The sequence below is a fragment of the Hyphomonas sp. NPDC076881 genome (genome assembly GCF_050269995.1).
Lineage (GTDB): Bacteria > Pseudomonadota > Alphaproteobacteria > Caulobacterales > Hyphomonadaceae > Hyphomonas.
In genome coordinates this window covers 158,418-184,551 of record NZ_JBNNJJ010000004.1, presented here as the reverse complement: position 1 = coordinate 184,551, position 26,134 = coordinate 158,418, and the positions used below count along the sequence as shown (strand labels likewise).

At 63.6% G+C, this 26,134-nt stretch carries 28 protein-coding genes; 12 read left to right on the top strand and 16 right to left on the bottom strand.

From position 1 onward, the window contains the following. The first annotated feature begins 147 nt into the window (after positions 1 to 147). Genes ACQKI2_RS06250 through ACQKI2_RS06225 form a run of 6 tightly spaced genes read left to right on the top strand, consistent with a single transcriptional unit; the run spans position 148 to position 5,506 of the window. On the top strand, positions 148 to 1,944 hold the full coding sequence (locus ACQKI2_RS06250) for an acetolactate synthase 3 large subunit (RefSeq protein WP_427378840.1): 1,797 nt from the start codon (positions 148 to 150) through the stop codon (positions 1,942 to 1,944). Positions 1,945 to 1,980: 36 nt separating this feature from the next. Continuing rightward, positions 1,981 to 2,679 carry a hypothetical protein gene (locus ACQKI2_RS06245; protein WP_427378839.1) on the top strand — a complete coding sequence of 233 codons (699 nt, stop codon included), beginning with the start codon at positions 1,981 to 1,983 and terminating at the stop codon, positions 2,677 to 2,679. Then, complete coding sequence (gene ilvN / locus ACQKI2_RS06240; RefSeq protein WP_427378838.1) at positions 2,676 to 3,242, top strand: acetolactate synthase small subunit; 567 nt, start codon at positions 2,676 to 2,678, stop codon at positions 3,240 to 3,242. The genes ACQKI2_RS06245 and ilvN overlap by 4 nt, the downstream gene beginning before the upstream one ends. Beyond that, positions 3,242 to 3,853 (top strand): hypothetical protein, encoded by a 612-nt coding sequence (locus ACQKI2_RS06235; protein WP_427378837.1) that lies wholly within the window; start codon positions 3,242 to 3,244, stop codon positions 3,851 to 3,853. The genes ilvN and ACQKI2_RS06235 overlap by 1 nt, the downstream gene beginning before the upstream one ends. 52 nt (positions 3,854 to 3,905) lie before the next feature. Further along, positions 3,906 to 4,925, top strand: coding sequence for a ketol-acid reductoisomerase (ilvC, locus tag ACQKI2_RS06230; RefSeq protein WP_114104753.1), 1,020 nt, complete (start codon positions 3,906 to 3,908; stop codon positions 4,923 to 4,925). 14 nt (positions 4,926 to 4,939) lie between these two features. Then, positions 4,940 to 5,506: a GNAT family N-acetyltransferase gene (locus ACQKI2_RS06225; protein ID WP_427378836.1), complete on the top strand. Its 567-nt coding sequence runs from the start codon at positions 4,940 to 4,942 to the stop codon at positions 5,504 to 5,506. Between the two features lie 11 nt (positions 5,507 to 5,517). Here ACQKI2_RS06225 and ACQKI2_RS06220 read toward each other — a convergent pair whose 3' ends face one another. Then, a complete protein-coding gene (locus ACQKI2_RS06220) occupies positions 5,518 to 6,771 on the bottom strand; it encodes a hypothetical protein (RefSeq protein WP_427378835.1) in 1,254 nt (417 codons plus the stop codon). A gap of 82 nt (positions 6,772 to 6,853) precedes the next feature. Here ACQKI2_RS06220 and ACQKI2_RS06215 point away from each other — a divergent pair, with 82 nt between their 5' ends. Beyond that, positions 6,854 to 7,177, top strand: a complete 324-nt coding sequence (locus ACQKI2_RS06215; RefSeq protein WP_427378834.1) for a hypothetical protein — start codon at positions 6,854 to 6,856, stop codon at positions 7,175 to 7,177. Here the strand turns inward: ACQKI2_RS06215 and ACQKI2_RS06210 are convergent, their stop codons facing one another. Further along, a complete protein-coding gene (locus ACQKI2_RS06210; protein ID WP_427378833.1) occupies positions 7,178 to 7,774 on the bottom strand; it encodes a GH25 family lysozyme in 597 nt (198 codons plus the stop codon). 165 nt (positions 7,775 to 7,939) lie between these two features. On the opposite strand from ACQKI2_RS06210, the gene ACQKI2_RS06205 reads away from it, so the two are divergent. After that, on the top strand, positions 7,940 to 8,386 hold the full coding sequence (locus ACQKI2_RS06205; RefSeq protein ID WP_427378832.1) for a bactofilin family protein: 447 nt from the start codon (positions 7,940 to 7,942) through the stop codon (positions 8,384 to 8,386). Here ACQKI2_RS06205 and ACQKI2_RS06200 read toward each other — a convergent pair. Further along, a complete protein-coding gene (locus tag ACQKI2_RS06200; protein ID WP_427378831.1) occupies positions 8,383 to 8,994 on the bottom strand; it encodes a tetratricopeptide repeat protein in 612 nt (203 codons plus the stop codon). The two genes, ACQKI2_RS06205 and ACQKI2_RS06200, sit on opposite strands and share 4 nt — an antisense overlap. Positions 8,995 to 9,139: 145 nt before the next feature. On the opposite strand from ACQKI2_RS06200, the gene ACQKI2_RS06195 reads away from it, so the two are divergent. The 3 genes from ACQKI2_RS06195 (at position 9,140) to ACQKI2_RS06185 (ending at position 12,624) form a co-directional block, all read left to right on the top strand. Next, positions 9,140 to 10,108 carry an oxidoreductase gene (locus ACQKI2_RS06195; protein ID WP_427378830.1) on the top strand — a complete coding sequence of 323 codons (969 nt, stop codon included), beginning with the start codon at positions 9,140 to 9,142 and terminating at the stop codon, positions 10,106 to 10,108. Between the two features lie 53 nt (positions 10,109 to 10,161). Further along, positions 10,162 to 10,911: a TVP38/TMEM64 family protein gene (locus ACQKI2_RS06190; protein ID WP_427378829.1), complete on the top strand. Its 750-nt coding sequence runs from the start codon at positions 10,162 to 10,164 to the stop codon at positions 10,909 to 10,911. 150 nt (positions 10,912 to 11,061) lie between these two features. Continuing rightward, entirely contained in the window at positions 11,062 to 12,624 is a 1,563-nt protein-coding gene (locus tag ACQKI2_RS06185; RefSeq protein WP_427378828.1) for a 2-isopropylmalate synthase, read from the top strand. Positions 12,625 to 12,647: 23 nt separating this feature from the next. Here ACQKI2_RS06185 and ACQKI2_RS06180 read toward each other — a convergent pair whose 3' ends face one another. The 11 genes from ACQKI2_RS06180 to infC all read right to left on the bottom strand — a co-directional run bounded on the left by ACQKI2_RS06180 (position 12,648) and on the right by infC (position 21,277). After that, entirely contained in the window at positions 12,648 to 12,941 is a 294-nt protein-coding gene (locus ACQKI2_RS06180) for an HPr family phosphocarrier protein (protein WP_427378827.1), read from the bottom strand. Further along, positions 12,941 to 13,345 (bottom strand): PTS sugar transporter subunit IIA, encoded by a 405-nt coding sequence (locus ACQKI2_RS06175; RefSeq protein WP_035593812.1) that lies wholly within the window; start codon positions 13,343 to 13,345, stop codon positions 12,941 to 12,943. The genes ACQKI2_RS06180 and ACQKI2_RS06175 overlap by 1 nt, the downstream gene beginning before the upstream one ends. A gap of 99 nt (positions 13,346 to 13,444) precedes the next feature. Next, complete coding sequence (gene dapB / locus ACQKI2_RS06170; protein WP_427378826.1) at positions 13,445 to 14,275, bottom strand: 4-hydroxy-tetrahydrodipicolinate reductase; 831 nt, start codon at positions 14,273 to 14,275, stop codon at positions 13,445 to 13,447. Next, a complete protein-coding gene (locus ACQKI2_RS06165) occupies positions 14,268 to 15,086 on the bottom strand; it encodes an ion transporter (RefSeq protein WP_427378824.1) in 819 nt (272 codons plus the stop codon). The genes dapB and ACQKI2_RS06165 overlap by 8 nt, the downstream gene beginning before the upstream one ends. 25 nt (positions 15,087 to 15,111) lie before the next feature. Continuing rightward, positions 15,112 to 17,505 carry a phenylalanine--tRNA ligase subunit beta gene (gene pheT / locus ACQKI2_RS06160; RefSeq protein WP_427378822.1) on the bottom strand — a complete coding sequence of 798 codons (2,394 nt, stop codon included), beginning with the start codon at positions 17,503 to 17,505 and terminating at the stop codon, positions 15,112 to 15,114. Next, positions 17,505 to 18,581 carry a phenylalanine--tRNA ligase subunit alpha gene (gene pheS / locus ACQKI2_RS06155; RefSeq protein ID WP_114104749.1) on the bottom strand — a complete coding sequence of 359 codons (1,077 nt, stop codon included), beginning with the start codon at positions 18,579 to 18,581 and terminating at the stop codon, positions 17,505 to 17,507. Before pheS ends, pheT begins: the two co-directional genes overlap by 1 nt. Before the next feature lie 132 nt (positions 18,582 to 18,713). Further along, positions 18,714 to 18,875: a hypothetical protein gene (locus tag ACQKI2_RS06150; protein WP_290919647.1), complete on the bottom strand. Its 162-nt coding sequence runs from the start codon at positions 18,873 to 18,875 to the stop codon at positions 18,714 to 18,716. A 21-nt stretch (positions 18,876 to 18,896) separates the two neighbouring features. Further along, the gene (gene rplT / locus ACQKI2_RS06145) at positions 18,897 to 19,259 is read right to left on the bottom strand and encodes a 50S ribosomal protein L20 (RefSeq protein ID WP_035593801.1); all 363 of its coding nucleotides are present in this window, start codon (positions 19,257 to 19,259) and stop codon (positions 18,897 to 18,899) included. 59 nt (positions 19,260 to 19,318) lie between these two features. Then, entirely contained in the window at positions 19,319 to 19,519 is a 201-nt protein-coding gene (gene rpmI, locus ACQKI2_RS06140) for a 50S ribosomal protein L35 (protein ID WP_011645460.1), read from the bottom strand. A 123-nt stretch (positions 19,520 to 19,642) separates the two neighbouring features. Continuing rightward, a complete protein-coding gene (locus tag ACQKI2_RS06135) occupies positions 19,643 to 20,545 on the bottom strand; it encodes a hypothetical protein (protein WP_427378821.1) in 903 nt (300 codons plus the stop codon). A gap of 132 nt (positions 20,546 to 20,677) precedes the next feature. Continuing rightward, positions 20,678 to 21,277 (bottom strand): translation initiation factor IF-3, encoded by a 600-nt coding sequence (infC, locus tag ACQKI2_RS06130; protein WP_233349230.1) that lies wholly within the window; start codon positions 21,275 to 21,277, stop codon positions 20,678 to 20,680. A gap of 131 nt (positions 21,278 to 21,408) precedes the next feature. Here infC and ACQKI2_RS06125 point away from each other — a divergent pair, with 131 nt between their 5' ends. Then, positions 21,409 to 23,925 (top strand): zinc-dependent metalloprotease, encoded by a 2,517-nt coding sequence (locus ACQKI2_RS06125; protein WP_427378820.1) that lies wholly within the window; start codon positions 21,409 to 21,411, stop codon positions 23,923 to 23,925. An 8-nt stretch (positions 23,926 to 23,933) separates the two neighbouring features. On the opposite strand, the gene ACQKI2_RS06120 is transcribed toward ACQKI2_RS06125, so the two are convergent. Next, entirely contained in the window at positions 23,934 to 24,971 is a 1,038-nt protein-coding gene (locus ACQKI2_RS06120) for a glycosyltransferase family 9 protein (protein WP_427378819.1), read from the bottom strand. A gap of 4 nt (positions 24,972 to 24,975) precedes the next feature. Beyond that, entirely contained in the window at positions 24,976 to 26,115 is a 1,140-nt protein-coding gene (locus tag ACQKI2_RS06115; RefSeq protein ID WP_427378818.1) for a glycosyltransferase family 4 protein, read from the bottom strand. Between the last annotated feature and the right edge of the window lie 19 nt (positions 26,116 to 26,134).

Genomic DNA, 26,134 nt, shown 5'->3' with positions numbered 1-26,134 from the left:
GTAGTAATCCTTAAGTGCCCGTAGCTGCCCTTCGATCAGGCAGTTGCGGGTGCGCGCACAAAAGGGCTTCCTCCGGAGGCCCTTTTTCTTTTGGCCGATCCCTCTTTTAACCCTACGCAGAAAACCCCCTCCCGGAAGCTGAAGCCCATGACCACCAAGACGAAGGCCAAGCCCGCCGCTGACACGGCAGAAATCTCCACCCCGCGCATGATGACCGGCGCGCAGATCATCGTGGAGGCCCTTCGGGAGCAGGGCGTATCGGTGATGTTCGGCTATCCCGGCGGCGCGGTGCTACCGATTTATGATGCGCTCTACGGGCAGGATGAGATCCGCCATATTCTGGTGCGCCATGAACAGGGCGCAGGCCATGCCGCCGAAGGCTATGCCCGCTCCACCGGCAAATGCGGCGTGGCGCTGGTCACCTCCGGCCCCGGCGCGACGAATATGGTGACCCCGATCACCGATGCGATGATGGATTCGATCCCCATGGTCGTCATCACCGGCCAGGTGCCGACGCATCTGATCGGCACAGATGCCTTCCAGGAATGCGACACCACCGGCATCACCCGCACCTGCGCCAAGCACAACTATCTGGTCACGGATGTGAACCAGCTGGCGCGGACGATCCATGAGGCGTTCTACATCGCCACAAATGGCCGGCCCGGCCCGGTCGTGATCGATATTCCCAAGGACATCCAGTTTGCCACCGGTCCCTATATCGGCAAGGCGGGCATTCTGAAGCAGACCTATGTGCCCCAGACCGAGCCCGCGCCCGAGGCGATCAAGGCCGTGGTCGATCTGATGACCAAATCCTGGCGGCCGATCTTCTATACCGGCGGCGGGGTGATCAATTCCGGCCCGCGCGCGGCAAAGCTGCTGCGGGAGCTTCAGGCGGCGACGGGCTTTCCGGTGACCTCCACCCTGATGGGCCTGGGCGCCTTCCCCGCCTCCAGCCCGGACTGGCTGGGCATGGTGGGCATGCATGGCAGCTTTGAAGCCAACAATGCGATGCATGACTGCGACCTGATGATCTGCGTGGGCGCGCGGTTTGACGACCGGGTGACCGGCCGGGTGGATGCGTTCTCGCCCAAGTCCAAGAAGGTTCACATCGATATCGACGCTTCCTCGATCAACAAGATCGTGCGGGTGGATGTGCCGGTGCTGGCTGACTGCGCAGAGGCGCTGGAAGCGATCCTGAAGGAGCTGAAGGCACGCAAGGCGAAACTGCCCGACCTTTCGGCCTGGAAGGAGCAGATCGATACCTGGCGTGAGCGCCGCTGCTTTGCCTACAAGGGCTCCAATGAGGTGATCAAACCGCAATATGCGGTCGAGCGCCTTTATGAGCTGACCAGGGACCGGGACACCTACATCACCACCGAAGTGGGCCAGCACCAGATGTGGGCGGCGCAGTTCTATCATTTCGAGGAACCCAATCGCTGGATGACGTCCGGCGGGCTGGGTACGATGGGCTACGGCCTTCCCGCCGCTGTCGGCGTGCAGGCGGCCCATCCCGGCGCCCTTGTCATCGACATTGCGGGGGAAGCCTCGATCCAGATGATGATGCAGGAGCTTTCCACGGCCGTTCAGCACAAGCTGCCGGTGAAAGTGTTCATCCTCAACAATGAATGGATGGGCATGGTGCGCCAGTGGCAGGAATTGCTGCATGGGGAGCGCTATTCCCATTCCTATTCGGAAAGCCTGCCGGACTTTGTGAAGCTGGCCGACGCGCTGGGCGCCCATGGCATCCGCTGTGACGATCCGGCAGAGCTGGACGCGAAGATTCTGGAGATGGTGAACCATCCCGGACCGGTGCTGTTCGACTGCCGGGTGGAGCGGGCGGAAAACTGTCTGCCGATGATTCCGTCGGGATCAGCGCACAATCAGATGATTCTCGGTGAAATAACGGGTAACGAGATCGGAGAGGCTGGCCGCAGGCTGGTCTGACGGTCTGCGACCGGACCCCGGACACACGGAACACTCATGGACGCTGCAAGCATCTTTGAATGGCTTAAAGGGAATGCCGAGATCTTCATCGGCATTCTCTCTGCCATCGTGGCTGTGGTGAGCGCGGTGATCGCCCGCGGGGAGACCCGCAAGCAGCGCAAGCTGGCCACCGAACGCCTGCGCCAGAGCATCGATGCGGCAAGCCTCGACTGGGGCGCCGCCGCAATCGACACGATGGCGCGCTGCGCGGCGTTCGTGCGCACCCGCCACATGCACGCCAATGAAGCCGCCTTCATGGCAGCCAAGACCAATATGCTGATCCTCTTGTCTACCCTGGTGGACCGGGGGCGGATGTTCTTCCCGAACATCGACCCCGATGGAAAGGGCGTGGAGAAGGAAGGCGCCTATCGCGGCTCGCGCCCGCCGATCCTTGACGCGCTGATGTTTGCCTATCGCGAAGTGGAAGCAACCACACGCGAGAATGGCCCGCCCTCAGAAGAGTGCGGGGACTTCATCGACGAATGCCGCCGCCTGCTGGTTTCCGAACTGCAGGCACATCTTGATCCCCGCCGCCTTGACGAAATCGTCGAGCGTTATGATGACCGGTCAAAGGAAAACCGCGCCAAGGCCAGGGAGCAGTCCGCCATACTTCGCGGCAAGCTGCTGACCCGGCGGCCGAACGTGGTTCTTGATCGCGGCTTTGCCAGCAACACTATTCCGGAGCGCCCCCAATGAGCGATGGCACCATCCCGCCCGGCCCTGCGCCGAAATCTGCCTATTTCCTCTCGCATGAGGATGAGGAAGTCGAACGCCGCACACTGGCGGTGATCGTGGACAACGAGCCGGGCGTATTGGCGCGCGTGGTGGGCCTGTTCTCCGGACGCGGATACAATATCGACTCCCTCACCGTGGCCGAGGTGGACGCCAACCAGCACCGCTCGCGCATTACCATTGTCACGCAGGGCACCGCGCACATTCTGGAACAGATCGAGGCGCAGCTGCTGCGGCTTGTTCCGGTGGCGGAAGTTATCGACATCACCAACTCCAAGCGCGGCATCGAGCGGGAGCTGGCGCTGGTGAAGGTGGCGGGCACCGGCGAGAAGCGCGTCGAAGCACTGCGCATCGGCGAGATTTTCCGCGCGCATGTCATCGACACAACGAATGAGAGCTTCATTTTCGAAGTGACCGGCGCGTCCGACAAGCTGACCCAGTTTGTGGACCTGATGCGGCCTCTGGGCCTGGTTGAGGTGAGCCGTACAGGCGTCCTTTCGATCAAGCGCGGGAAGGAAAAGGGCTGATGACCCTTCGCCTGGTCCTGGCAGCCCTGACGCTGACCGCCCTGCCCCTGATGGCAGCGGCGCAGGCAGCGCCGTGTGCTCCGGCGACGAACGACCAGGAACGGCTTGACTGCGATATGGCTCGGGCCGCCGGGATTGCCGGCAGCGGCGAAGGCCTCTTCGGCGCGGCGCCGGAAGCCTGGCTGCGGATCATCGACACCCAGTCTGCCAGCGGCGCAGCCTATGTCTATTATGTGATCGAGGAAGGCCCCTATCAACTGCTGGAGGCGCGGTCTGTGCCGGGCGCAGGCGCGGCCAGGGCGCCGGCCTGCAAGCTGCGCACGGCGCTGCCGATGGACGTGGCCGTCAAGGTGAAAGAGGCCGCAGCAGGCCTCGCCGCCGCCCCGCCTGCCAGCTATGGCCCGCGCGAAGTGGTGACGGCAAACCCGGATGGGTCGCGCAGCATGCGCCTGATCGTGGACAGCCAAGACATCATTACACGTATCAATATGGGGGATCGCACCCTGAATTTCTCGCGCCTTGCCGGCGCGGAGGATGCGGTTACCCGTCTCAACAATCTTGTCATCGGTGTCGCCAATTTCAGTGGCGACTGGAGCTGCGACGCCGTTTGACCTGACAATCCCCCCTCCCTCAACTTTCATCCACCGGAGCTTTAGCAAGCACATGAAGATCTATTACGAAAAAGACGCGGACATCTCGCTGATCCAGAAACTGAAAGTCGCCGTGGTCGGCTATGGCAGCCAGGGCCACGCCCATGCGCTGAACCTGAAAGATTCCGGCGTGAAGCAGATCAAGGTGGCGCTGCAGGAAGGCTCCGCCTCGCGCAAGAAAGCTGAAGCGGCAGGCCTGGAAGTGGTCACCGTTACCGAAGCGGCCAAATGGGCCGATGTGCTGATGATCCTCGTTCCCGACGAGAAGCAGGCCGTTCTGTTTGCCAACGAGATCGAGCCGCACCTGCGCGCTGGCCAGCACCTGATGTTCGGCCACGGCTTCAACATCCACTATAACCTGATCCGCCCCCGGAAGGATGTGGACGTGTCGCTTTCGGCGCCCAAGGGCCCGGGCCACACACTGCGCAACCAGTACCAGATGGGCTTTGGCCTGCCGGGCCTGATCGCCATCCACCAGGACGCCACCGGCACCGCCCAGGCCGTTGCCCTCTCCTACTCCAAAGCCATCGGCAACACCCGCGCCGGCGTGATCGAAACCTCCTTCCGTGAAGAGACCGAAACCGACCTCTTCGGCGAACAGGCCGTGCTCTGCGGCGGCATCGTCGAGCTGATCAAGGCAGGTTACGAAACCCTCGTTGAAGCTGGCTACGCGCCGGAAATGGCCTATTTCGAATGCCTCCACGAGACCAAGCTGATCGTCGATCTGATCTATGAAGGCGGCATCGCCAACATGAACTATTCGATCTCCAACACGGCCGAGTACGGAGAATATGTCACCGGCCCGCGCGTTGTGAACAGCGCGACGAAGGCGGAGATGAAGAAGGTTCTCGAAGACATCCAGAACGGCACCTTTGCCCGTAACTGGGTTCTGGAAAACCAGGCCGGCGCGCCGGGCTTCCACGCCATGCGCCAGCGCATGAGCAGCCACCCGATCGAGGAAGTGGGCGAGAAACTGCGCGGCATGATGCACTGGGCGCAGAATGACCGCCTCGTGGACAAGAGCCGCAACTAGGGCCCTCGCCGCATATGGCTGACAGGTCTTCGCCTCCATCCGGCTTCACCCACCGCCTTGCGGTGCCGGCCGACGAGGCGGAGATCGCCGCCCTGATGGACGTGGCCATCGGCGAACTGCAGAAAGGCTTTCTGAGCCCGGAGCAGATCGCCGTGTCACGGTCCATCATGGGGCTGGACCGGACGCTGATTGCGGACGGCACCTATTTCCTGATCCATGACGCAGAAAGCGGCAGGCTGGCCGCCTCCGGCGGCTGGAGCCGCCGGGCGACGCTTTATGGCGGCGATCATTCCACCGCGCAGCGCAATGCCGCTCTCCTCCGTATCGGGACGGACGCTGCCCGTATCCGCGCGATGTATACCCATCCGGATTTCACCCGCCGCGGCCTTGGCCGGCTTATGCTATCGATCTGCGAACAGGCTGCACGGGAAGCTGGCTTCCACAGGGTGGAGCTGATGGCGACGCTGGCGGGCGAGCCGCTATACCGCGCCTGCGGGTATGAAGAGATCGAACCGATCATCAGCGCATCTGCCGGCGGCATTGATGTGCCCGGCCTGCGCATGGGCAAGCAACTGATCTGACCCTTCGGGCCTTACTGGGCCTTCTGCAACCAGCGCGCATGGGGCCGGTAGCCATCGGCATGCATCCGCGCAAGCGCCGGCGCCACGGCGCGCCAGTGATATTCGAGAGTGTCGTTGATGATATCGGCAAGATCCCCGGCAACGCTGCCGGTTTCCTCGCCCAGCAGCCCCAGCGCGTTCTGGCGCATGGCCTCGCGGCGGATCAGGGCAGGCGGATGGGTATCCAGCAGGCGCTCCTGCTCGGCACCATGCTCGAGAATGCTCAGTGTACGCTGCATATAATCGACACCCGTGAAGACAAGCTCGATCCCGGCATAGGAAAGGTTGGGGCTGTAGCCGCGCGCGCGCATGACATCCATGGCCAGCGCCAGGCCGATATAATCCGCCTCAAGCTCCTTTTCCCAGCTTTCCGGCATGCGCAGCTCTATCTCGCCGCCCTCCCCGCTTCCCTCTGCGGCCATGGAAAGCGACATCCGGGGGGCGCCCTGAAGATGGCCGGCTGCGCAATGGCCATACTCATGCCCGAAGATGAAAAACTCCATCGCATCGCGGAACACGCCCACCAGATGGGTGTGATGGGTGGTCATCAGATAGGACTGGGCGGCATGGGGCGCGCCCTGAACGGCATAGGCCGTGAGCAGATCAAAGAAGCGCATACCCGTTTCAGGCGATTGCAGGCGCTGGCGGACCACGCTGTCCCGGTCGGTGGCAAAGTTGAGATTGCCATCTTCTGCCTGGGTAACCGGGAAGCTGACGGCGGCGACCTTGGACAGGAGGTTGGCAAAACCCATGATGCCGTCATCGATCAGGATCAGGTAATAGGACGGATTGTCGACATCGGCGGCAACGCCGTTGACACGCCCGGTCTGCAGGCTGCCGAATACGGGCTGTTTGGGCAGGCCGATCTTCAGGCGCTGGCAGGACTGTTCCAATTGCCCCTGCATCTGCTGAAGCCAGAAATGCGTGAGCGGATCTTCATACCGGCTGAACGGGCGGGCGCGGAAGCCGGGCTCCATTTCCTTCCGCCAGGCGTCCAGAGGCAGGCTGGTGATGCCCGCCGCCGTCATGGACTGGTGGAAGTGGACGAGAAACTGCTCGGTAAAGTCGGCGTCGGTGGCGCCCGGTTCCATGCCTGCAAGCCAGGGATGAGAGCGCGCATGCACCTTCTGGAGGTATTCAAGGTCTCCGATGACCTGCCGCCAATGCTCCTTGCTGGCAGCCGCTGGGGCTTCACGCCCTTTGCCTTTCGAGAACCAGTTGAGCATGATAATCTCGCCCCCCGTGCATCATCATGGCAATGGATGTAGCACGGGTGTCTGATGAGTGGAAATTGGGGGATATGTCAGGATGAGCCTGGTTGATGTCGTGCTGGCGCTGGTGTTTGGTCTTTTGGCGGCGTTCATTGCCGGCCAGATAACCGGGCGGGGCAGCAAGCTCTATGAGGCCACGCTCGAGCGCCTTGTCCGGCTGGGGCGCATGCGGGCGCAGGGCCTTGACGCGGATACCGGCGAAGAAACCTTCACCGTGACCAAGGCGATGATCCAGCAGGCGCTGGAGGAACATACCAAGCCTGCGAAGTTTGCCTGGGCGAGCAATTTCCTCTGGTTTTCAGCCGGCGCGCTGGTCTCGCTGTTCACCTCGGAAATCCGCGGGCTGGTCGGGCTGGGCTGATCACTCGGCGGCGCGATTGAGATCGACATTGCCGGCCACGCCCGGCACGCGGCCCTTCATCGAATACTGCCAGATGGCATGGGTCAGGCGCGGCGGGCCATCCAGCGACCGCACCCAGAGCGGGTGGCGGTCAAACCCCTCCCCCGCCAGCCATTCGGCATGAAAGGCTGGGGTGGTGTAGATCACCGGCACGGCGCCGTATTCCTCTTCAAGGCCTGCCAGAAACCGTTTCAGGTCTGCCAGCGTTTCGGCCCGGCCCGCGCGCGGCGCACAATTGTGAGCATGTTCCAGATCGACCGCCGGGGGTAGCGTGTCGCTGCGCACCTCGACCTGGCGGATGAAATTCACCGCCTGCCGCCCGCCATCCTGGCAGAGAAGGTAGAAATGGTAGGCGCCGGTCTGCCAGTGATGGCGCAGCGCGCTCTGCCAGTTGGCCTGAAACTGCGTATCGACATGGCTCTCTCCTTCGGTGGCCTTGAGATACACGAAGGAGAGATGGGTGGCGGAAAGGCGCGGCCAATCCACCGCGCCATTATGGTGGGAGAGATCGATGCCTTCCGCGCCCGGCGCCAGCAGAGGGCGTATCGCCTCCTCCACTGGGGCCCCACTTGGCCCGCAGGATGCAAGCAGACAGGGGGTGACCAGCACGGACATAAGGCGCAGGCGCAGATTCATCGCGCCGGGCCTTGGTGAAGTGTCCCGTTCTGGATCATCTTGGTCATGATGGAACCTCATCGGCAGGCCTATTCAGGGAGACGCAGAATGGCAGAAGACAAAGGCAGAGCGGCGCCGCCGCCCTCACCCGCCAAGCCCTCTGCCCCGGCCGGCCCGAACAATGTTATCGCGGCCGGATGCCGTGTCATCGGCGATATGACACTGGCCGGTGAGGTTGTGGGGGACGTCCACTGCCAGGGCGCGCTGGTGGTTGAGGCCACAGGAAAGATCAAAGGCCGGATCAGCGCGGCAGAGATCGTGCTGGCGGGCGCCCTGATCGGAGAGGTCGCTGCGGCGCGCCGGATCGAAGTCAGTGCCGGCGCCCGGATTGAAGGCTCCATCTTTGCCCCGTCCATGCGGGTGGAGGGCAATGCGGTGATTGACGGCGATCTGCTGATCGCGCCGGAACGTTCGCCCGCCCATATCGAACGGGCGAAGGTTCTCAGCGTGCTGACGGAAGCGCCGGGGACAATGCCCACCGGCACCGCCGGCTAGTTCTTGTTCTTCTCGATCTGACGCAGGCGCTGCTGCGAAGCGTCATTGGGATCGAACGCGCCCAGGGTCTGGATGCGCTCGCACGCCCAGGCATAGTCTTTCTGGCAGGCCTCCTGCAGGGCGCGGGTGCCGCCCTGAACGTCTTTCGGGCCGCCGGTGCCGGTGAAGGCCATGTTGCCCCAGGCCGCGCAGCCGCTGACTTCGCCCAGATCACAGGAAGCCTTGTAGAGGCGGCGGCCCTCGGTGAGGTTTGCCTTCACGCCCCGGCCCTGCACCGTCAGATAGGCAAGGCCCGCGCAACCGCGGCCATCCTTGGCATCGCAGACTTTCTTGTAGTTCTTGGCCGCCGCTGCGAGATCCTGCGAGCCGCCAAGGCCCTTGCGTTCCAGCTCGGCGAGTTCATAGCAGGCCTGATATTCACGGGCCGCGCACTTGGTTTTCGCCGTCTCGCGAGATTCCTTGAGCTTGGTAAAGTCTGTTTCTGCCTTCTCCATGGCGAGTTCGGCCTGGGTACGCTCGACACGCCCCGCCGTGCCCTGCGCGCTTGCCGGCAGGGTGATGGCAGCCGTCATGAGGACAGCGCCGAGCATCATGAGAACCTTTTTCATCGATCGGGTCTCCTTTTCCTTGTGTGAGGGTTTAGCGGCAGAATTGGGCAAGGCTGGGGCAGGCCGGCAGACAGATTGCAGTAGCCCCCTGCCCAAGGCGGGTCTACCATCGCCGCAACACACAAAAAATAAGGGAGAAACCGCAATGGCGGCAAGTGATCAGATACCCCTCGGCTCAGATTTTCACGCCAAGAGCACGGCCAGGGAAGTCGTCGCGGACATCGGCCTTGCCGGCAAAAACGCCGTCGTGACCGGGGGCTATTCCGGCATCGGGCTGGAGACTGTCCGCGCGCTGGCAGAAGCCGGAGCGAAGGTGACCGTGCCTGCCCGGCGGCCTGAGGCCGCGCAGGCGGCGCTGGCAGGGATCAGCGGCGTCACCGTTGCCGCCATGGACCTTGCCGACTTGGCAAGCGTGCGCCGGTTTGCGCAGGAACATGTGGCCGCCACGCCGAAGCTGCACCTGCTGATCAACAATGCCGGGATCATGGCCTGCCCCCTCGCCCGCATCGGGGCCGGCTGGGAAAGCCAGTTCGGCACCAATCATCTTGGCCATTTCGGCCTGTATCAAGGACTGCTGCCCTCGCTGCGCGCTGCCAATGGCGCGCGCGTGGTGGCGCTATCCTCAACCGGGCATATCCTGTCGGACGTGATCTGGGAGGATCCGAACTACCAGTCCCGCAAATACGACAAATGGGAAGCCTACGGACAATCCAAATCCTCCAACGCCCTGTTTGCCCTTGGCGTGGACCTGCGCGAGCGGGGCAACGGCATTCGCGCCTTCTCGGTGCATCCGGGGGGCATCTTCACCAATCTTCAGCGCCACCTGCCGGATGAGGAAATGGTCGTGCTCGGTTGGAAAAACCCCGATGGCACGCTGCCCGAGAGGATCAAAGCCTCGTTCAAGACGCCCGAGCAGGGCGCCTCCACCACCGTCTGGGCGGCCACCTCTCCCATGCTGGAGGGTAAAGGCGGGGTCTATTGCGAAGACTGCGACATTGCCAAGGCCGCCACACCGGCAAGCCAGCGCTATGAGCATGCCCGCGACTGGATCAGCGACGACGCCCGCGCCGAGAAGCTGTGGGCGATGAGCGACACCTTTCTGGCCAATGCATAACGCCCTGCCCCGTCCAGATTGACGCTTCCGGGCTTTCGGCGCACGAGAACGCGATGAGCGAGACCAACCTTCCTTCCAGCGCTCCGGCAGCTTCGCGGCGCGCGATCCTTCTGGGGCTTGCGCTTCTGCTGGGGATTGCGGGGGTGTTTGTGGCCGGAAGGGCTGGTCTGCTGCCTGATGCCGATACGGTGACCGGCTGGATGGCCACGCTCAGCGAAAGCCCGTGGGGGCTGGTGGCCGTGATCGCCGTATTCTGCCTGGCGGCCTTTGCCGGCATTCCGCAATTTGCCCTGATCGCAACAGCCGTCGCGGTGTTTGGCCCCTGGTATGGGGCAGGCTATTCCTGGATCGCCAACATGATTTCGGGCGCGCTGACCTTCTGGGTGGGCCGGGCAGCGGGGGAACAGGCCTTCCGCCGCTATGCCGGCGCCAGCGCGCAGAGGCTGTCGCGCTTTGTCGGGCGCAATGCGCTGGTGACGAGCGCGATCGTGCGCAATGTGCCCACCGGGCCGTTTCTGCTGGTGAACATGGCTTTCGGCGTCAGCAGCGCCAAATTCCGCGATTTCTGGATTGGCATGGGCATCGGCGTCCTTCCGAAGATCGCGCTGGTGGCCTTTGCCGGCCGCAGCGTTCTGGCCGCGCTTCAGGGCAATCTGGGGATCGCGGTCCTGACTGCACTGGCAGCCGTCGCCGTTTATGCCGGCGGATATGTCTATTTCCGGCGCCGGGCGGCTCGCGCGCGGCAAATTATTGCGAATGAGACAGCCTCACCGGTTGACAGGGCCGCTGAGGCCGGTGATTAGAGTGGCCATGCGCAAAGTTCTGCCCCTTCTTAGCCTGCTTACCGGCCCCTGGCCGGGGACCGACGCCCGAGTCTGAGGGCGGTCGCGCGGCCAGGGGACATTCGAAAAGAACCGCTTTTTTCCCGACATCCCGCTGAGCGACGCAAAACCATGACCTCCCAAGACCAAGCTGCGAAATCCGCAAAGAAACCCCGCGTATTCATTTTTGACACCACCATGCGCGATGGCGAGCAATCGCCCGGCGCGTCGATGACGCATAACGAGAAGCTCGAACTGGCAACCCTGCTGGAAGACATGGGCGTCGACATCATCGAAGCCGGCTTCCCCGCCGCTTCGGAGGGTGACTTTGCCGCTGTCAGCGCCGTGGCGGCCCAGTCGAAGAACGCCGTCATCTGCGGCCTTTCCCGCTCCACCCCGGCCGACATTGACCGCTGCGCCGAAGCCGTCCGCAAGGCGGCCCGCCCGCGCATCCACACCTTCATCTCCACCAGCCCCGTGCACATGAAGCACAAGCTGAAGATGGGGCCGAATGCCGTTCTGGAAGCCGTTGGCCGTTCCGTGGCGCAGGCCCGCAACCTGGTGGATGACGTGGAATGGAGCGCGGAAGACGCGACCCGCACCGAGTTCGACTTCCTCTGCAAATGTATCGACGCAGCGATTGCCTCGGGCGCTACTACGATCAACGTGCCCGATACGGTGGGCTATTCGCACCCGGAAGAATATGGCGCTTTGATCCGCAGGCTGATCGAAAACATCCCCAACTCCGACAAGGTGATCTGGTCGGCCCACTGCCACAATGATCTCGGCCTGGCCGTTGCCAACTCGCTGGCTGGCCTCTCCAATGGCGTGCGGCAGATCGAATGCACCATCAATGGCCTGGGTGAGCGCGCAGGCAACGCGGCGCTTGAAGAAATCGTGATGGCCATGAAGGTGCGCGGCGACACCCTGCCCTACGAGTGCAACATCAATTCAAGCTATCTGGCCCGGGCCTCTGCGATGGTCAGCCGCATCACCGGTTTCCCGGTGCAGTACAACAAGGCCATCGTCGGCAAGAATGCCTTCGCGCATGAAAGCGGCATCCATCAGGATGGCATGCTGAAGAACTCCGAAACCTATGAGATCATGAAGCCCGAAGATGTCGGCGTGGCCAAGACCTCGCTGGTGATGGGCAAGCTGTCGGGCCGCAATGCCTTCCGCGACAAGCTGGAATCCATGGGTTATTTCCTCGAAGGCGAAGCCCTGAACGACGCTTTCAAGCGCTTCAAGGATCTCGCTGACCGCAAGAAACATGTGTTCGATGATGATATTATCGCGCTGGTGGATGAGCAGCTGGCCGCCGAAGGCGAGCGCATCGGCTTCAAGCGCCTGCGCGTCGTGGCCGGCACGGAAGGTCCGCAGACGGCAGAAATCGATCTCGTGATCGACGGGGTGGAGCAATATTCCATCGCGCGCGGCAATGGTCCGGTAGACGCTGTGTTCAATGCCATCCGCCAGCTGGTGCCGCATCAGGCGATCCTGGAACTCTATCAGGTACATGCCGTTACCGGCGGCACGGACGCGCAGGCAACCGTCTCTGTACGGCTGAACGGCGATGGCATCATGGCCACCGGCCGCTCGTCAGACCCCGACACGCTGGTTGCCAGCGCCAAGGCCTATCTGCACGCGCTCAACAAGTTTGAAGTTCGCAAGGCCAAGCGCAGCAAGGCAGCCTGATCTACAGGTGGGCGGCGGGCGGCTCAGCCCCCGTCCCGCTCTCCGAAGCCATCGGCGACCAGCGCGGCGATGGCTTCCACCGCCTCCTGAGCCTGGGGACCGCTCGCGGTCAGCTCGATCTCGCAGCCGGTATGGGCCACCAGCATCAGCAGATCCATGATCGAGCGGGCATCGGCCTGCTCGCCTTCATGGCGCACGATCACCTTGGCATCATATTCGGCGGCAAGCTTGGCAAGCTTTGCCGAAGCCCGCGCATGAAGGCCCTTGCGATTGACAATGGTAGCGCGGGCAGAGGCAGTGGGAACCGAACTCGACATCAAGGCAGCCTGGCAAGCAGCTCGGAGGCGATGGTGACATATTTCCGCCCGCCTTCTGCGGCGGCGTGAGCGGACTCGTCCAGGCTCAGAACTTCGCGCACTTCGGCCAGCTTGATCAGCATCGGCAGGTTGGCCCCCGACACGATCTCCATCGGCACATTGCCCCGAATGGACAGGACGAGATTGGACGGCGTGCCGCCGAACATATCCGTCAGCACGACCACGCCATGGCCATCATCGCAGGCTTTGACCGCCGCCAGGATCTGCTCGCGCTTCTGATCGAGATCGTCATCTGAATCGATGGAAACAGCCCGCGCACGCCAAAGGCGGCCCACGACGTGCTCCGCTGCCGCGACGAGCTCGTGGGCCAATCTTCCATGGCTGACAACAACAATGCCGATCATTCCGCTACTGGGATGCAACCCTGAACGTTAAACTAACGTCACGTTGTCACGATGCTGCGCCGCGTCAAGGCGCATTCGGCTGAAGATGCGGTGCTTTCCTCAGCCGGTGTGGCCCAGACCCAACACATCGTTCATGTCGTAAAGGCCGGGTGCCTGCGCCGCTGCCCAGATCGCTGCATGCAAGGCGCCTTCGGCGAAGACAGAGCGATCAAGTGCCGTATGGGAAAGCCGGATCAGCTCCTTTTCGGAGCCGAAGATCACCTCGTGTTCCCCGATCACGCCGCCGGCGCGGCGCACGGCAAAACCGATCTTGCCGGTTTCGCGCCGGGCTTCCGGCCCGTCATAAGGCGGCGCCCGCAGCGCGCTCAGCGGCGCGCCCCTGCCCTCTGCCGCCGCCGCGCCCAGCATCAGCGCCGTGCCCGAGGGCGCATCCGCCTTCATGCGGTGATGGGTTTCCAGCACTTCGATATCCCAATCCGTGCCCAGACGGCCGGCGGCAAGGCGGGTGAGCGCTTCGAGCAGGTTCACCCCGATGGAGAAATTACCCGCCTTCACAATCGCAAAGCGCGAAGATGCCGCCCGGATGGCGTCCTCTTCAGCCGCAGAGAAGCCCGTTGTGCCGATCACCACAGCGCGCACCGTTGTCGCTTCCAGCGCCGGCAGCGCGGAAAGCGTGGCTTCCGGGCGGGTAAAATCAATCCACGCCCCAGCCGCCTCGGCGGCGCCTGCCACGGTCGCCACAGGTTTGATCCCGATCGCGCGCCGCCCGGCAAGAAGGCCGATATCCTCGCCATAGGCGTTGGCGGCAGCAACTTCGGTGCCGCCCCGGATAGGGATGCCCCGGTCAATCGAAACGGCCGCCAGCTGGCGCCCCATACGCCCGGCGACGCCTGCAATGGCAACACTCATGGCGGTCTCTGGTTTAGTCATTCGATTTCTCCGCGGCAGCATCCGCCCTAGTCTGTTCCAGTTCGCTCCGCAGGCTGGAGAGCTCCCGCTCGCGCAGCTCGTCGGAAAAGGCGCTGGCGAAAACACCCGCCGGCAGCGCCACAACCCCGATCCCCGCAATCGCAATAATGCCGGCGCAGAAGCGGCCAAGCGGGGTCACCGGATAGACATCGCCATAGCCCACCGTCGTCAGTGTGGCCACAGACCACCAGATGGCGCGCGGAATGGACGCAAAGGCTTCCTGCTGGTTTCCGCCGATGCCCTCGACAAAATAGAGCAGCACGGCAGCCACATAAACCAGCGTCACCGCCAGGGCCAGCGAGGTGAGAAGCAGCGAGCTTGCCCGCCGCACGGCCGCGCCCAGCGCTTCAAAGGCAGGAATGAAGCGCGCAATCTTGATCAGACGCGCCAGGCGCAGCACGCGCAGCACCAGCAGCGACATGCCCGAACCCATCGCCATCAGGATCAGCTCCGGCAGAAAGGCCAGCAGGTCGGCAATCGAATAGAATTGCGCCATGAAACGCAGACGCCCGCGAAACCCGCGATAGGCCGGATCAATGCCCGCGCTCCACACCCGGGCAACATATTCCAGCGCGAAGATGCAGATCACCGTGACATTGAACACATGGAACACGCGCTGCCAGCCCGGCACCTGCAGGGTCGGCTCGGTCTCCAGCGCCAGGAAGAGGAAGCTGAGGATCACCAGCCCGACAATGCAGGCATTGGTAAGCGATAGACCCGTCCGGCGCGCCTCGGGCGCTAATGCCTCATAAAGCCGCCGTTTCAGTCCCATCCCAGCCGTCCCCTTGCTGTTTCTGTCAGCCTCTTAGCACACCGCCCGTTCCCTTGGCGACGGAAGCAACAATCCGCTCCATCACCTGCTGGATCTGCTCGTCCTTGAGGGCTTCCTTCGGCTGAAGGGTAATCTCGATGGCCACCGATTTCTTGCCCTCGGCAACGCCCTGCCCCTGATAGACGTCAAACACGTCTACGGAGGTGATCAGCTGCTTCTCGGCAGACTGGGCGTGACGCACGATTTCGCCGGCCGCCACGCCCGCATCGACCAGGAAAGCCAGGTCGCGGCGGATCGGCGTCAGCTCGGCGCGTTCCAGCACGGGCTTGGTCTTGGTCGCCTTCACCTTCATCACCGGCAGGGCGTTGAGATTGAGCTCAAACGCATAGACCGGGCCTTCCACATCCAGCGCTTTCAGCACGCCGGGATGCAGCGCGCCGAAATTGGCGACCGTCATCTTCGGGCCGAGCTTCAGGCTGGCAGCCTGCCCCGGATGCCAGTGCGGCTGGGTCGGGGCCGACACCTGGAACCGGTCGCCCGGCTGGCCAAGCGCGGCGAGGAGCGCGAAAAGATCAGCCTTGGCCGCATACGCATCATAAGGCGCAGCCTTGCCCTGCCAGTGGCGCTCGGCCGCCGGCAGCACCAGTCCGGCAACCACCGTACGCTGATCTTTGGGGCCATCGCCGAGATAGACCGGGCCAGCTTCGAACAGGCGCACCGTGCGTTCGCCGCGATTGCGGGCGCGCTGCGCGGCCTGGGCAAGGTTACCCAAGGCGGAGGGGCGCATATAGTTCAGTTCGCTCGCTACGGGATTGGCTACGCCGAGGGCGTCTTCGGTCTTACCGAAGAGCTCGGCATGTTCGCGCGCCATGAAGCTCCAGGTGACCGCTTCGAGAAAGCCGCGCGCCGCCATCACGCGGCGCGAGATCGCCACCCGCGCCTGGCGCGGCGTGGTGATGACGCGGCGCCCGCCTTCGGGCAGCGGCAGCGAAGTGGTCGGCAGCTGATCAAAGCCGATCAGGCGGGCGATTTCCTCAACAATGTCGGCCGATTGCTCCATATCGAACCGGTGCGAAGGCGGCATCAGATACCAGGCGTCCCCTGCATCCTCGATATCGAACTCGAGATCCTTGAGGATACGCTTCATTTCCGCCGGCTTGACGACGAGGCCCGTCAGGCGCTCGACATCGACAGGATAGAAGGTGACCTTCTGGGTACGGATCGGGATCGAGCCGGCAATCTTTGCCTTCGACACCTGACCGCCGCCATATTCCAGGATCAGCGCAATCGCGAGATTGAGCCCGTCCAGGCAGCTTTGCGGATCAACGCCGCGCTCAAACCGGTAGCGGGCGTCCGAATGGATGCCGGTAGCGCGGCCGGTGCGCGCGGTGCGCAGCGGATCGAACCAGGCTGCTTCGATGAACACGTCTACCGTCTCTGCCGACACCGCTGTGGAGACGCCGCCCATCACCCCGCCAAGGCCGATGGCGCCGGAATTGTCAGCGATAACGCACATGTCTTCGGTGACCGCATAGGTCTTCCCGTCCAGCGCTTCCAGTTTCTCACCGGCTTTGCCGAGGCGCGCCAAGACAGCGCCGGAAAGCCTGGCAGCGTCATAGACGTGCAGCGGCCGGGCCCGGTCGAGCGAGATATAGTTGGTCACATCAACCAGCAGCGATTTCGGCTGCAGACCCGCCGCCTTGAGGCGCGCCTGCATCCAGTCCGGAGACGGACCATTTGTGACACCCCGGATCAGCGCGCCGGCAAACATCGGGCAGGCTTCGGGGGCTTCCAGCTTGATGTCGATGGGGCAGTCATAGCTGCCATTGATCTTCTTGGGATCATTGCGCAGGAAGCGCCCTGCCCCGGCCGCGGCCAGATCGCGCGCAATGCCCTGCACGCCCAGCCAGTCGGGCCGGTTGGGCGTCACTTCAAAGTCGATCACCGGGTCGCTCTGGCCGAGCGCTTCAGCCGCCGGCGTGCCGACCTTGAAGTCTCCCTGCAGATCAATGATCCCGTCATGATCATCGCCGGTTTCCAGCTCCCGCGAAGAGCACATCATGCCATGGCTCTCGATGCCGCGAATGGCGCGCGGCTTCTTGTCGAGCGCGAAATCGAGCCCCGGAATGAAAGTGCCGAGCGGCGCATAGATCGCCGTCATGCCGGCGCGCGCATTCGGCGCGCCGCAGACGATCTGCTTGATCCCGTCGATGGTCTCCACCGTACACACACGCAGCTTGTCGGCGTCCGGATGCGGCGTTGCCTCGATCACCTTGCAGACCGTGAACGGGGCGAGCTTCTCGCGCGGATCAATAACCTCTTCGACCTCAAGGCCGGCCTTGAGCATCAGATCGAGAATGTCCTGAAGCGACGCCTTGGTGACAAGGTGATCGTTCAACCAGGAAAGCGAGAAACGCATCAGCTGAGCCCTCCGCTGACGGATGGTGTGAGCCAGGGCGAGAAGCCGTAATGGCGGGTCCATTGCGGGTCGGCTTCGAAATAGGGGCGCAGGTCCGGCATGCCGTATTTCAGCATGGCGAGACGGTCCACGCCCATGCCGAAGGCAAAGCCCTGATGCACGGCCGGATCAATGCCGCAATTGCGCAGCACATTGGGATGCACCATGCCGCAGCCAAGGATTTCCATCCAGCGGTCGCCCGCGCCAATCTCGATGGCGTCGCCCTTGCGGGAATATTTCACGTCCATTTCGGCCGAAGGCTCCGTGAACGGAAAGAAGTGGGGCCGGAAACGCGACTCCACATTGTCCACCTCGAAGAAGGCTTTCACGAAATCGATGAGGCAGCCTTTGAGGTGCCCCATATGGATGCCCTTCTCGATCACCAGGCCTTCGACCTGGTGGAACATCGGCGTATGGGTCGCGTCCCAGTCATTCCGGTAAACGCGGCCGGGCACCAGAATGCGGATCGGCGGCTTCTCTTCCATCATCGTGCGCACCTGCACGGGGCTCGTATGCGTACGGAGCACCTTGGGTGTGTCGCCTTCCAGCGCCTTCATGAAGAAGGTGTCGTGCGTCTCGCGCGCCGGATGGCCCAGCGGGAAGTTCAGCGCGGTGAAATTGTGCCAGTCGTCTTCGATGTCGGGCCCTTCGGCCACAGTGAACCCCATATCGCCGAAGATCGCGGCGATTTCCTCGAACACCTGCATCACCGGGTGCAGTGCGCCTTCGCCGGGGCCGGGCGCGGGGGGAAGCGTCAGGTCCACCCGTTCGGTCACCAGGCGCGCTTCAAGCGCGGCATTCTCCAGCACATCCTTGCGCAGACGGATGGCCTCATCCACGCGGGTCTTGAGGGTGTTGAGCAGAGGCCCCTGCGCCTTGCGCTCCTCCGGGCTCATCTTGCCAAGGGCGCCCATCAGGGCGGAAACCCGCCCCTTCTTGCCAAGCTCGGCCACGCGCACGGCGTCCAGAGCGGCAAGGTCGCCCGCCGCCGCGATGGCAGCGAGGGCTTCTTGTTCGATCGCGGTTATGTCGGACACTTGGAGTTTCCCTTTCAGGTCAGACCGTCGCGGCTTTCTAGTCGCTAGAATAAGGGCGAGGCAATCAGCAAAACGCCCGCAGGCCGGAACCCACGGGCGTCTCATAAAACGAGGCGAGGCCGGGGGCGCCGATCAGGCGCGCGCAGCCTTCTTGCGAGCAAGGCGTGCGCGCTTGGTGTTACCAAACACGCGGACCTTTGCCCGCTTTCCAAGGTTGGCGGTCCATTTGGCGTTGCGGCGCTTGACGCGCGGCTTCTTGCCGGCGGTGAGAACGCTGTTCGGGGATTTCGACATCTTGTTTCTCTCCGGGCTGGATTAGGCGAGGGCAGCTTTGGCCTGGGCGACGAGCGCACCAAAAGCCTCAGGCTCGCGCACGGCGAGGTCAGCCATCACTTTACGGTCGACTTCGATACCGGCCTTGGTCAGGCCGTTGATGAAGGTCGAATAGTTGAGGTTCTCGTCATGGATGCGGACAGCAGCGTTGATACGCTGGATCCAGAGCGAGCGGAACTGGCGCTTCTTAACCTTGCGGCCAACGTAAGCATACTCGCCGGCTTTCCAGACGGCGGCGTGGGCGTTGGTGAAGGTATTCTTGCGGCGATTGCGGAAACCCTTGGCCTGCTTCAGGATTTTCTTGTGGCGGGCGTGGGCGGGAACTTTGGCGCGTGAACGGGGCATCGTGGCCTCCTGTCAGAAAGTGTTCAAAATCAACGGGGTTAAAGGGGGTCTGCCCAGCCTTAGAGGCCGTAAGGCAGGTACTTTTTCACGCGGGCTTCATCCGCCTTGGCGCCGACGGACGTGCCGCGGTTCTGGCGGATATATTTCGCGTTATGGCTCATCAGGCGGTGACGCTTGCCAGCGACGCCGTGCTTCAGCTTGCCCGTTGCGGTGATTTTGAAGCGCTTTGCAGCGGCCTTCTTGGTCTTCATCTTCGGCATCTTTGTCTCCTTAAACTGTAGAGCTCACACCAGATCTGGCGGCCCAGGACACACGGGTCAGGGGGCAATGCCGTCGCCCCAAAACCCGGAAGTGGCGGCTTATGGCGGAACATCCGCCATGAATCAAGGGGGCGGACGGGAAGGAAACGCAGGCGGAGAGGCGGTTATCGGTCCCGTATAATAAACGCCGTCCCAGTAAGCGGTACTCCCATCATACGCAGGTTCCTCCGCCCCGAGGGCAAAGGCATGCACGGGTGCATCCGGAGGCAGCCCGTTCATAAGGTCAAGCGCGCCCATAAAGGGCTTGCCGTCCACCTCGCCTATCATCCAGCCGGAGCCGCCCGCATGCCGCATCTCCAGCGAGAGCACGGGGCGCGCCCGGATGCCCGTTGCCATGGGGACAAACGACGTCCCGTCAAAGTCAAACACCTGTTTACGGGCATGGAAACCGCCCGTCAGCAGAAGGACGGCGCCGGAAAACCGGGCGGCGGCCGCATCCACCGTTTCAGCCATCCTGGCGTCCCGGCTAACCGTTCCCCAATCGGCCTGCTCGCGATAATCCAGCTCTGAGGAAGCATCGAACGCAAAGACGCTGACCTCAAGACCCGCCGCGCGAAGCTCCGCAAGGTTCTGCAGCAACAGGAGGGCCGCCTGCGACGACCGCCCGTCATGTACATCCCACATGCCGCTGGTGGTCCCGTAGAGCCTCGCAGCGTCGCCGTGATCAAGGAAAGCGTCGAGTTCATCGCTAAACGTGCGCTCAGCCTCCAGCCCGACCAGCACGGGGGCCCCCTCCTTCGCCAGGTGGCACGCCAAACCGAACAGCGCTGCAGGAGACTCGTTCGTGCCGTGGATGGCCTCGCCAAAGACAACGATATGGCTTTCTGCCTTCTCGGCGATGACTTCAAAGCTCTGATAGGGATGGCACGCAGGCACCGGCGTTCCTGAGCCGGGCACGACGGCAACCGGAGCCGTCCCGCAGGCGGCGCAGAGAGCCAGCATCACAACTGCGATGGCCCCGCGCATCACCCCCTCCTGCAATCAAGGATGGATATCCTTGCGCCACAGAGAAAAAAGTCAACCGCACCCCGGAAACAGAAAGAGCCGGGGTCCGTGAGGACCACCGGCTCCTGGATCTGGCGCCTTGCCTTGCGCCCCTCAGCGCGGGGCGAGCACCATGGTCATCTGCTTGCCCTCGAGCTTGGGTTCGAGTTCGACCTTTGCGGTCTCCTCGAAATCCTTCTTCATCTTCTCGAGAAGCTCCATGCCGAGATGCTGGTGGGCCATCTCGCGGCCCCGGAAGCGCAGGGTCACCTTCACCTTGTCGCCTTCTTCGAAGAAGCGGGCGATGGCGCGCGCTTTGACTTCGTAATCGTGCTTGTCGATGTTCGGGCGGATCTTGATCTCTTTCAGCTCGGAAGATTTCTGCTTCTTCTTGGCTGCGGCCTTTTTCTTGCGCTCTTCAAAGCGCAGCTTGCCATAGTCGAGGATCTTGACGACCGGGATTTCCTGCCCGGCCGACACTTCGACCAGGTCCATCGATGCTTCTCGAGCCGCGTCAAGCGCGGCGGCCAGGGGCATCACACCCTGCTTCTCGCCATTCTCGTCAATCAGCAGCACTTTTGCGGCGCGGATTTCTTCGTTGATGCGGGGGCCAGCCTGTTTCTTGGGCGGCGCATCGGCTTCAGGTCTGCGAGCTATGGGAGATCTCCTTTGGTTGCTCAGAAAGTCGCGGGAATATGCCTGTGTTCGGGGCATTCTTCAAGGCGCGAGGCTTTGGCAGCCGCTGAAGCGCAATGCAACTGCCAAAGTTAGCTGCCTGAATTGCTCTCCGGGCGAAGATGTCCTTAATCGCAGGCCTAGAGAAACAAAGCCTTGGGGGCGCCATCATGAAACTTGCCGCTATCCTTGCCGCTGGCTGTCTGCTGCTGGCCGGCCCCGCCTCCGCGCAGCCAAAGCCGGAAGCGCCCGCGAGCCTCGCCAGCAAGATCGAGGGCCTTGAGGCAAAACCCGGCTTTCTCGATCTCTATGTCGACAAGGCCGCCGGCAAGGTGTTTGCCGCCCTGCCCGCCCCGGATGAGGATGGCCTCTCTGTCCGCTTCATCTATTCCACGGGCCTCACCGCCGGGCTCGGCTCCAACCCCATAGGTCTTGACCGGGGCAACGCCACCTCCGGCGATATTGTCCGCTTCCGCCGCATTGGCGAGAAGGTGGTGGCCGAGGCCGAGAACTGGAGATACCGCGCCACGTCCGGCCGCAGCGATGAGGAACGCTCCGTTCAGCAGAGCTTTGCCAATTCCTTCCTCTGGTCCACGGGTATCGAGGCCAGCGGCGCCGATGGCACGCTGCTGATCGACCTTTCCGGCTTTCTGACGCGCGACGCCAGCGACATCGCCAGCGCCCTGAAGCACGGCAAGGATGCGGGCGACTATCGCCTGGCGGCAGACCGCTCGATGCCTGATCCGGGCGCTGTTCTCTCCTTCCCGGACAATGCCGAGATCGACGCCTTCCTGACCTTCGAAACCTCCAGGCCAAACGCGCAGACCTATGCCACAGCCGCCGATGCGCGCGCGGTAACGCTGGTGCTCCACCATTCCTTCGTGCGCCTGCCCGATGAGGGCTATACCCCGCGCGCCTTCGACCAGCGCACAGCCAGCATCGGCATGGGCTTTCATGATTTCTCCGCCCCGCTCGGCGCGCCGCTCGTCTCCCGCTTTTCCCCCCGCATGCGGCTGGAACGGGTAGACCCGGCCGCCGCCTCCGGCCCGGTGAAGGAACCGATTGTGTTCTATGTCGACAATGGCGCGCCGGAAGAGATCCGCAACGCCCTGATCGAGGGCGCCAGCTGGTGGGCGCAGGGGTTTGAGGCGGCCGGCTTCGAGAACGCTTACCGCGTGGAGGTTCTCCCCGAAGGCGCCCACCCGCTGGATGTACGCTACAATGTCATCAACTGGGTGCACCGCCAGACGCGCGGCTGGTCCTATGGCGGCAGCGTGATGGACCCGCGCACCGGCGAGATCCTCAAAGCCAACGTCATCCTGGGTTCCCAGCGTGTCCGGCAGGACCGGATGATCCTTGAGGGGCTGGCGGGCGCAGCAAAAACCGGCACCGGCGTGGCCGATGATCCGGTGGAGGTGTCGCTCGCCCGGATCCGCCAGCTCTCCGCCCATGAGGTGGGCCACACCCTTGGCTTTGCGCACAACTTTGCCGCCAGCACGAATGACCGCGCCTCGGTGATGGATTATCCGGCGCCCTGGGTGCGCCCGGCGGCCGGCGGCCGGCTGGACTTCAGCAACGCCTATGCAACGGGCCTTGGCGCCTGGGACATCTTCACGGTGAAATGGCTCTACGCCCAGTTCCCCGAGGGCGGAGACGACCTGCCTGCGCTGAACCAGATGGTCGATCAGGCCTATGGCAGCGGCCTGCGCTTCGTGTCGGACAATCATGCCCGCAGCAAGGACACTGGCCACCCCTTCGGCGCCGTGTGGGACAATGGCGCAGACCCTATCGGGATGCTCGACGAGGTGATGGCTGTCCGCCAGATTGCTCTGGCGAATTTCGGCCCCGAAGCCCTCTCCGATGGGCGGCCGCTGTCTGAGCTGAATGCCGTGATCGTGCCGATCTATCTTTACCACCGCTATCAGGTGGAGGCCGCCGCCAAGAGCATTGGGGGCCTCGACTTCCGGTATCATGTGAAGGGTGAAGGCGAGACACCGGCCCGGCCGGTGGCGGCCGCTGAGCAGCGCCGGGCGCTGGAAGCCCTTGTAAACACACTGAAACCTTCCGCGCTGGACCTGCCCGACAGCGTGCTGAACTACCTGACGCCCGGCGATGTCGGCTATGCTGGCGGCGGCACCATCGAGGAGCTGTTCCCGAACCGCACGGGGCCGGTATTCGATCTGGCCGCGTCTGCAGAAATTGCAGCAGGAGTGACGCTCTCTGCGGTGCTGGATCCGGCCCGCGCCAACCGGCTGATGGCGTATGAGGCGCGTGATCCGGGCGCGCTGACCCTGAGGCAGGTGATCGAGCGGCTGGAAGCATCTGTTTTCACTGAAGAAAAAAGCCCCCGGCTCACCGCGCTCAGCGGCATTGTGCAGACCCGCTTTGTGGCCGAGCTGATTGGCCTTTCGCGCAGTGAAACGGCCTCGCCGGGCGTCAAGGCCGTGACAGACAGCTACCTGGCCGGGCTGCAGACGCGGCTTTCCGCGCCCAAAAGAGGACAAATCCGGACAAATCCGGACACCTCGCGGGCACTGGCAGACATGATCGGCAAGCATCTGGCCGGGGATGACCTGCCCGCCGCGCTGCTGCGCCCGGCGCCCCCTGCCCCCGCCGGCGCGCCCATCGGATCGATGACCGGCGCCATGGGCCAGATCGAGGAATGCTGGTTCTGCGGAGCTGAATAGCTGCGCCCCTATGCCGGCGCGATCCCCAGCGCGCGGACGGACTGCCAGACATCATCCACCGACAGCTCTTTCAGCGTCGGGGCGGAGTTGACGATGACGGTCTTGGGGCCGCGCGGGGCCGAATGGTCCGGGTTGCTTTCAGTCAGCGCGAAGAGGGCGATGCCGGGGGCGCCCGCCAGGGTCGCCATATGCATCGGCCCGGTATCATTGCCGACGACGAAGACCGCCGTTTCCGCCAGCGCGACAATCTGGAAGAGGTCTGTCCGCGTCACGAGGTTCTTGACCCGCGGCTCGCGCTTCACCAGTTCCTGGGCGATGGCGCTTTCGGCCTTGCCGCCGATGACAACGGGCGTGATGCCGAGATCGGCGATGCGCCGGGCCAGCTCGGCATAATGCTCGATCGGCCAGCGCTTGGCCTCCCGGTGTTCCGACGCGCCAGGGATCAGCAGCATGTAGGGCTTCTGGATGCCGAAATAGGCCGGGCTCAGCCGGGGCGTGTCGCCCAGCTTGGGGCGCACCCAGCCGAGATCCGGAAAGGGCGCGCTCTTGCCCAGCCAGCGGCCCTGAGGGGCCACGCCGGCGACCTCGAGCTGTTCGGCCAGCCGGTCAATCGAATGCATACCTGCGCGGGCCGGATTATCGTGGAAGAAGGCAGCCTTCTCATGATGGCCTGACCACAGCGGCGCCTTCCCGGCGCGGGAAAGCACCGAATAATAATTCCTTGTGCGCCCGCTGGTCTGGAAATCATAGATGATGTCGTATTTCGCCTTGCGCAGGCGGCTCAGCAGCGCGTTGGTGGCTTTCAGCCCTTCCGGGCGGCCATCGGTCTCCACCACGTCGAAATACGGGCAGGTCTTGGCGAATTCCTCGTAAGGCGGGGTGGTCAGCAGCGTGATGCGGGCAGATGGGTGAAACTCGCGCACAGCGCGCATCGCGCCCAGCGCCAGGACAAAGTCTCCCAGCGCGCTGAGCTTGATGACCAGCACTTCCTTCGCCTTCGCGCCGGGATTTACCGGGCTGGCGCCGCTTCCGCGCGCACTCGACAAGTGATCAATTCCCCTTCTCCAACAGGCGCTTATAGACGGTGAGTGTCGCCGTCTGAAGCCCCCTCTTGGAGAAATGGCGCAGGACATGCGCCCGGCCCGCCGCGCCCATGGAGGCGCGCACCGTGGGGCCAAGCCCGATCATAGCCCGCAGCGCGCCCGAAAGCGCGCTCGCGTCCCCCGGGGTCACCCGCGCGCCGGTCTCGTATTCAATGACGGTTTCCCGCCCGCCGCCATGATCGGAAACGATCACGGGACGCTCCATCGCCGCAGCCTCTGCCGCCACCCGGCCAAAGGCTTCCGGACGGGTCGATGGGGCAAGCACGATGTCAGAGGCCAGGTAAGCGGCGGCCATGTCGCTGATATGCGGAACAATGAGTACCGAGCGTTCAAGGTCGAACCCCGCAATCTTGTTCTGCAGCGCCTCGACATAGCGGTCGCGCCCCTGCGGGTCTCCGGCGAGGACCAGCACCATGCCGGCGCGTTCGTCCGGCGCGAGGGCGGCGAAGGCGTCAATGGCGAGGCCCTGCCCCTTCCATTCGGTGAGGCGGCCGGGGAGGAACAGCGTCAGGCGCTTGTCGCCGAGCAGACCCCAGCTCTGGCGGATCGCATCCACGCGGGCGGGCGCCACGGCCTTGGGGTCAAACTCGGCCAGGTCCACCCCGCGCGGGATGGTGACAATCCTGTCCGCCGGCGTTTGGTGAACCTGGCGGATGTGACCGGCAATCCAGTTGGAGTTGGCGATGACGATATCGCCCTTGGCCATCACGGAATTGTAGGCGCGCTTCAGCCCGGAGGTTCCCGAATAGGCGCCGTGATAGGTGGTGACGAAGGGCACGCCTTCCGCCTTTGCCGCGGCATAGGCACTCCAGGCCGGAGCACGCGAGCGGGCGTGGACGAGGTCCACCTTCTCTTCACGGATGATCTGACGCAGCTTGCCTTCATTGATCCGGATGGTCAGCGGGTTGCGGCTTTTTGCATCCATACGGAAGAGTTCGCCGCCCAGACGTTCGAACTCGGCTTCCAGCCTTCCACCTCGGCTCGCAAGCAGGGCGCGCCCGCCTGCCGCGACGATGGCCTCGGTCACCTCCAGTACGGTACGCTCCACACCGCCCGCCGAAAGCTCCGGCGCAACCTGGAGGATCACCTTGTTCTTCAAATCCGGA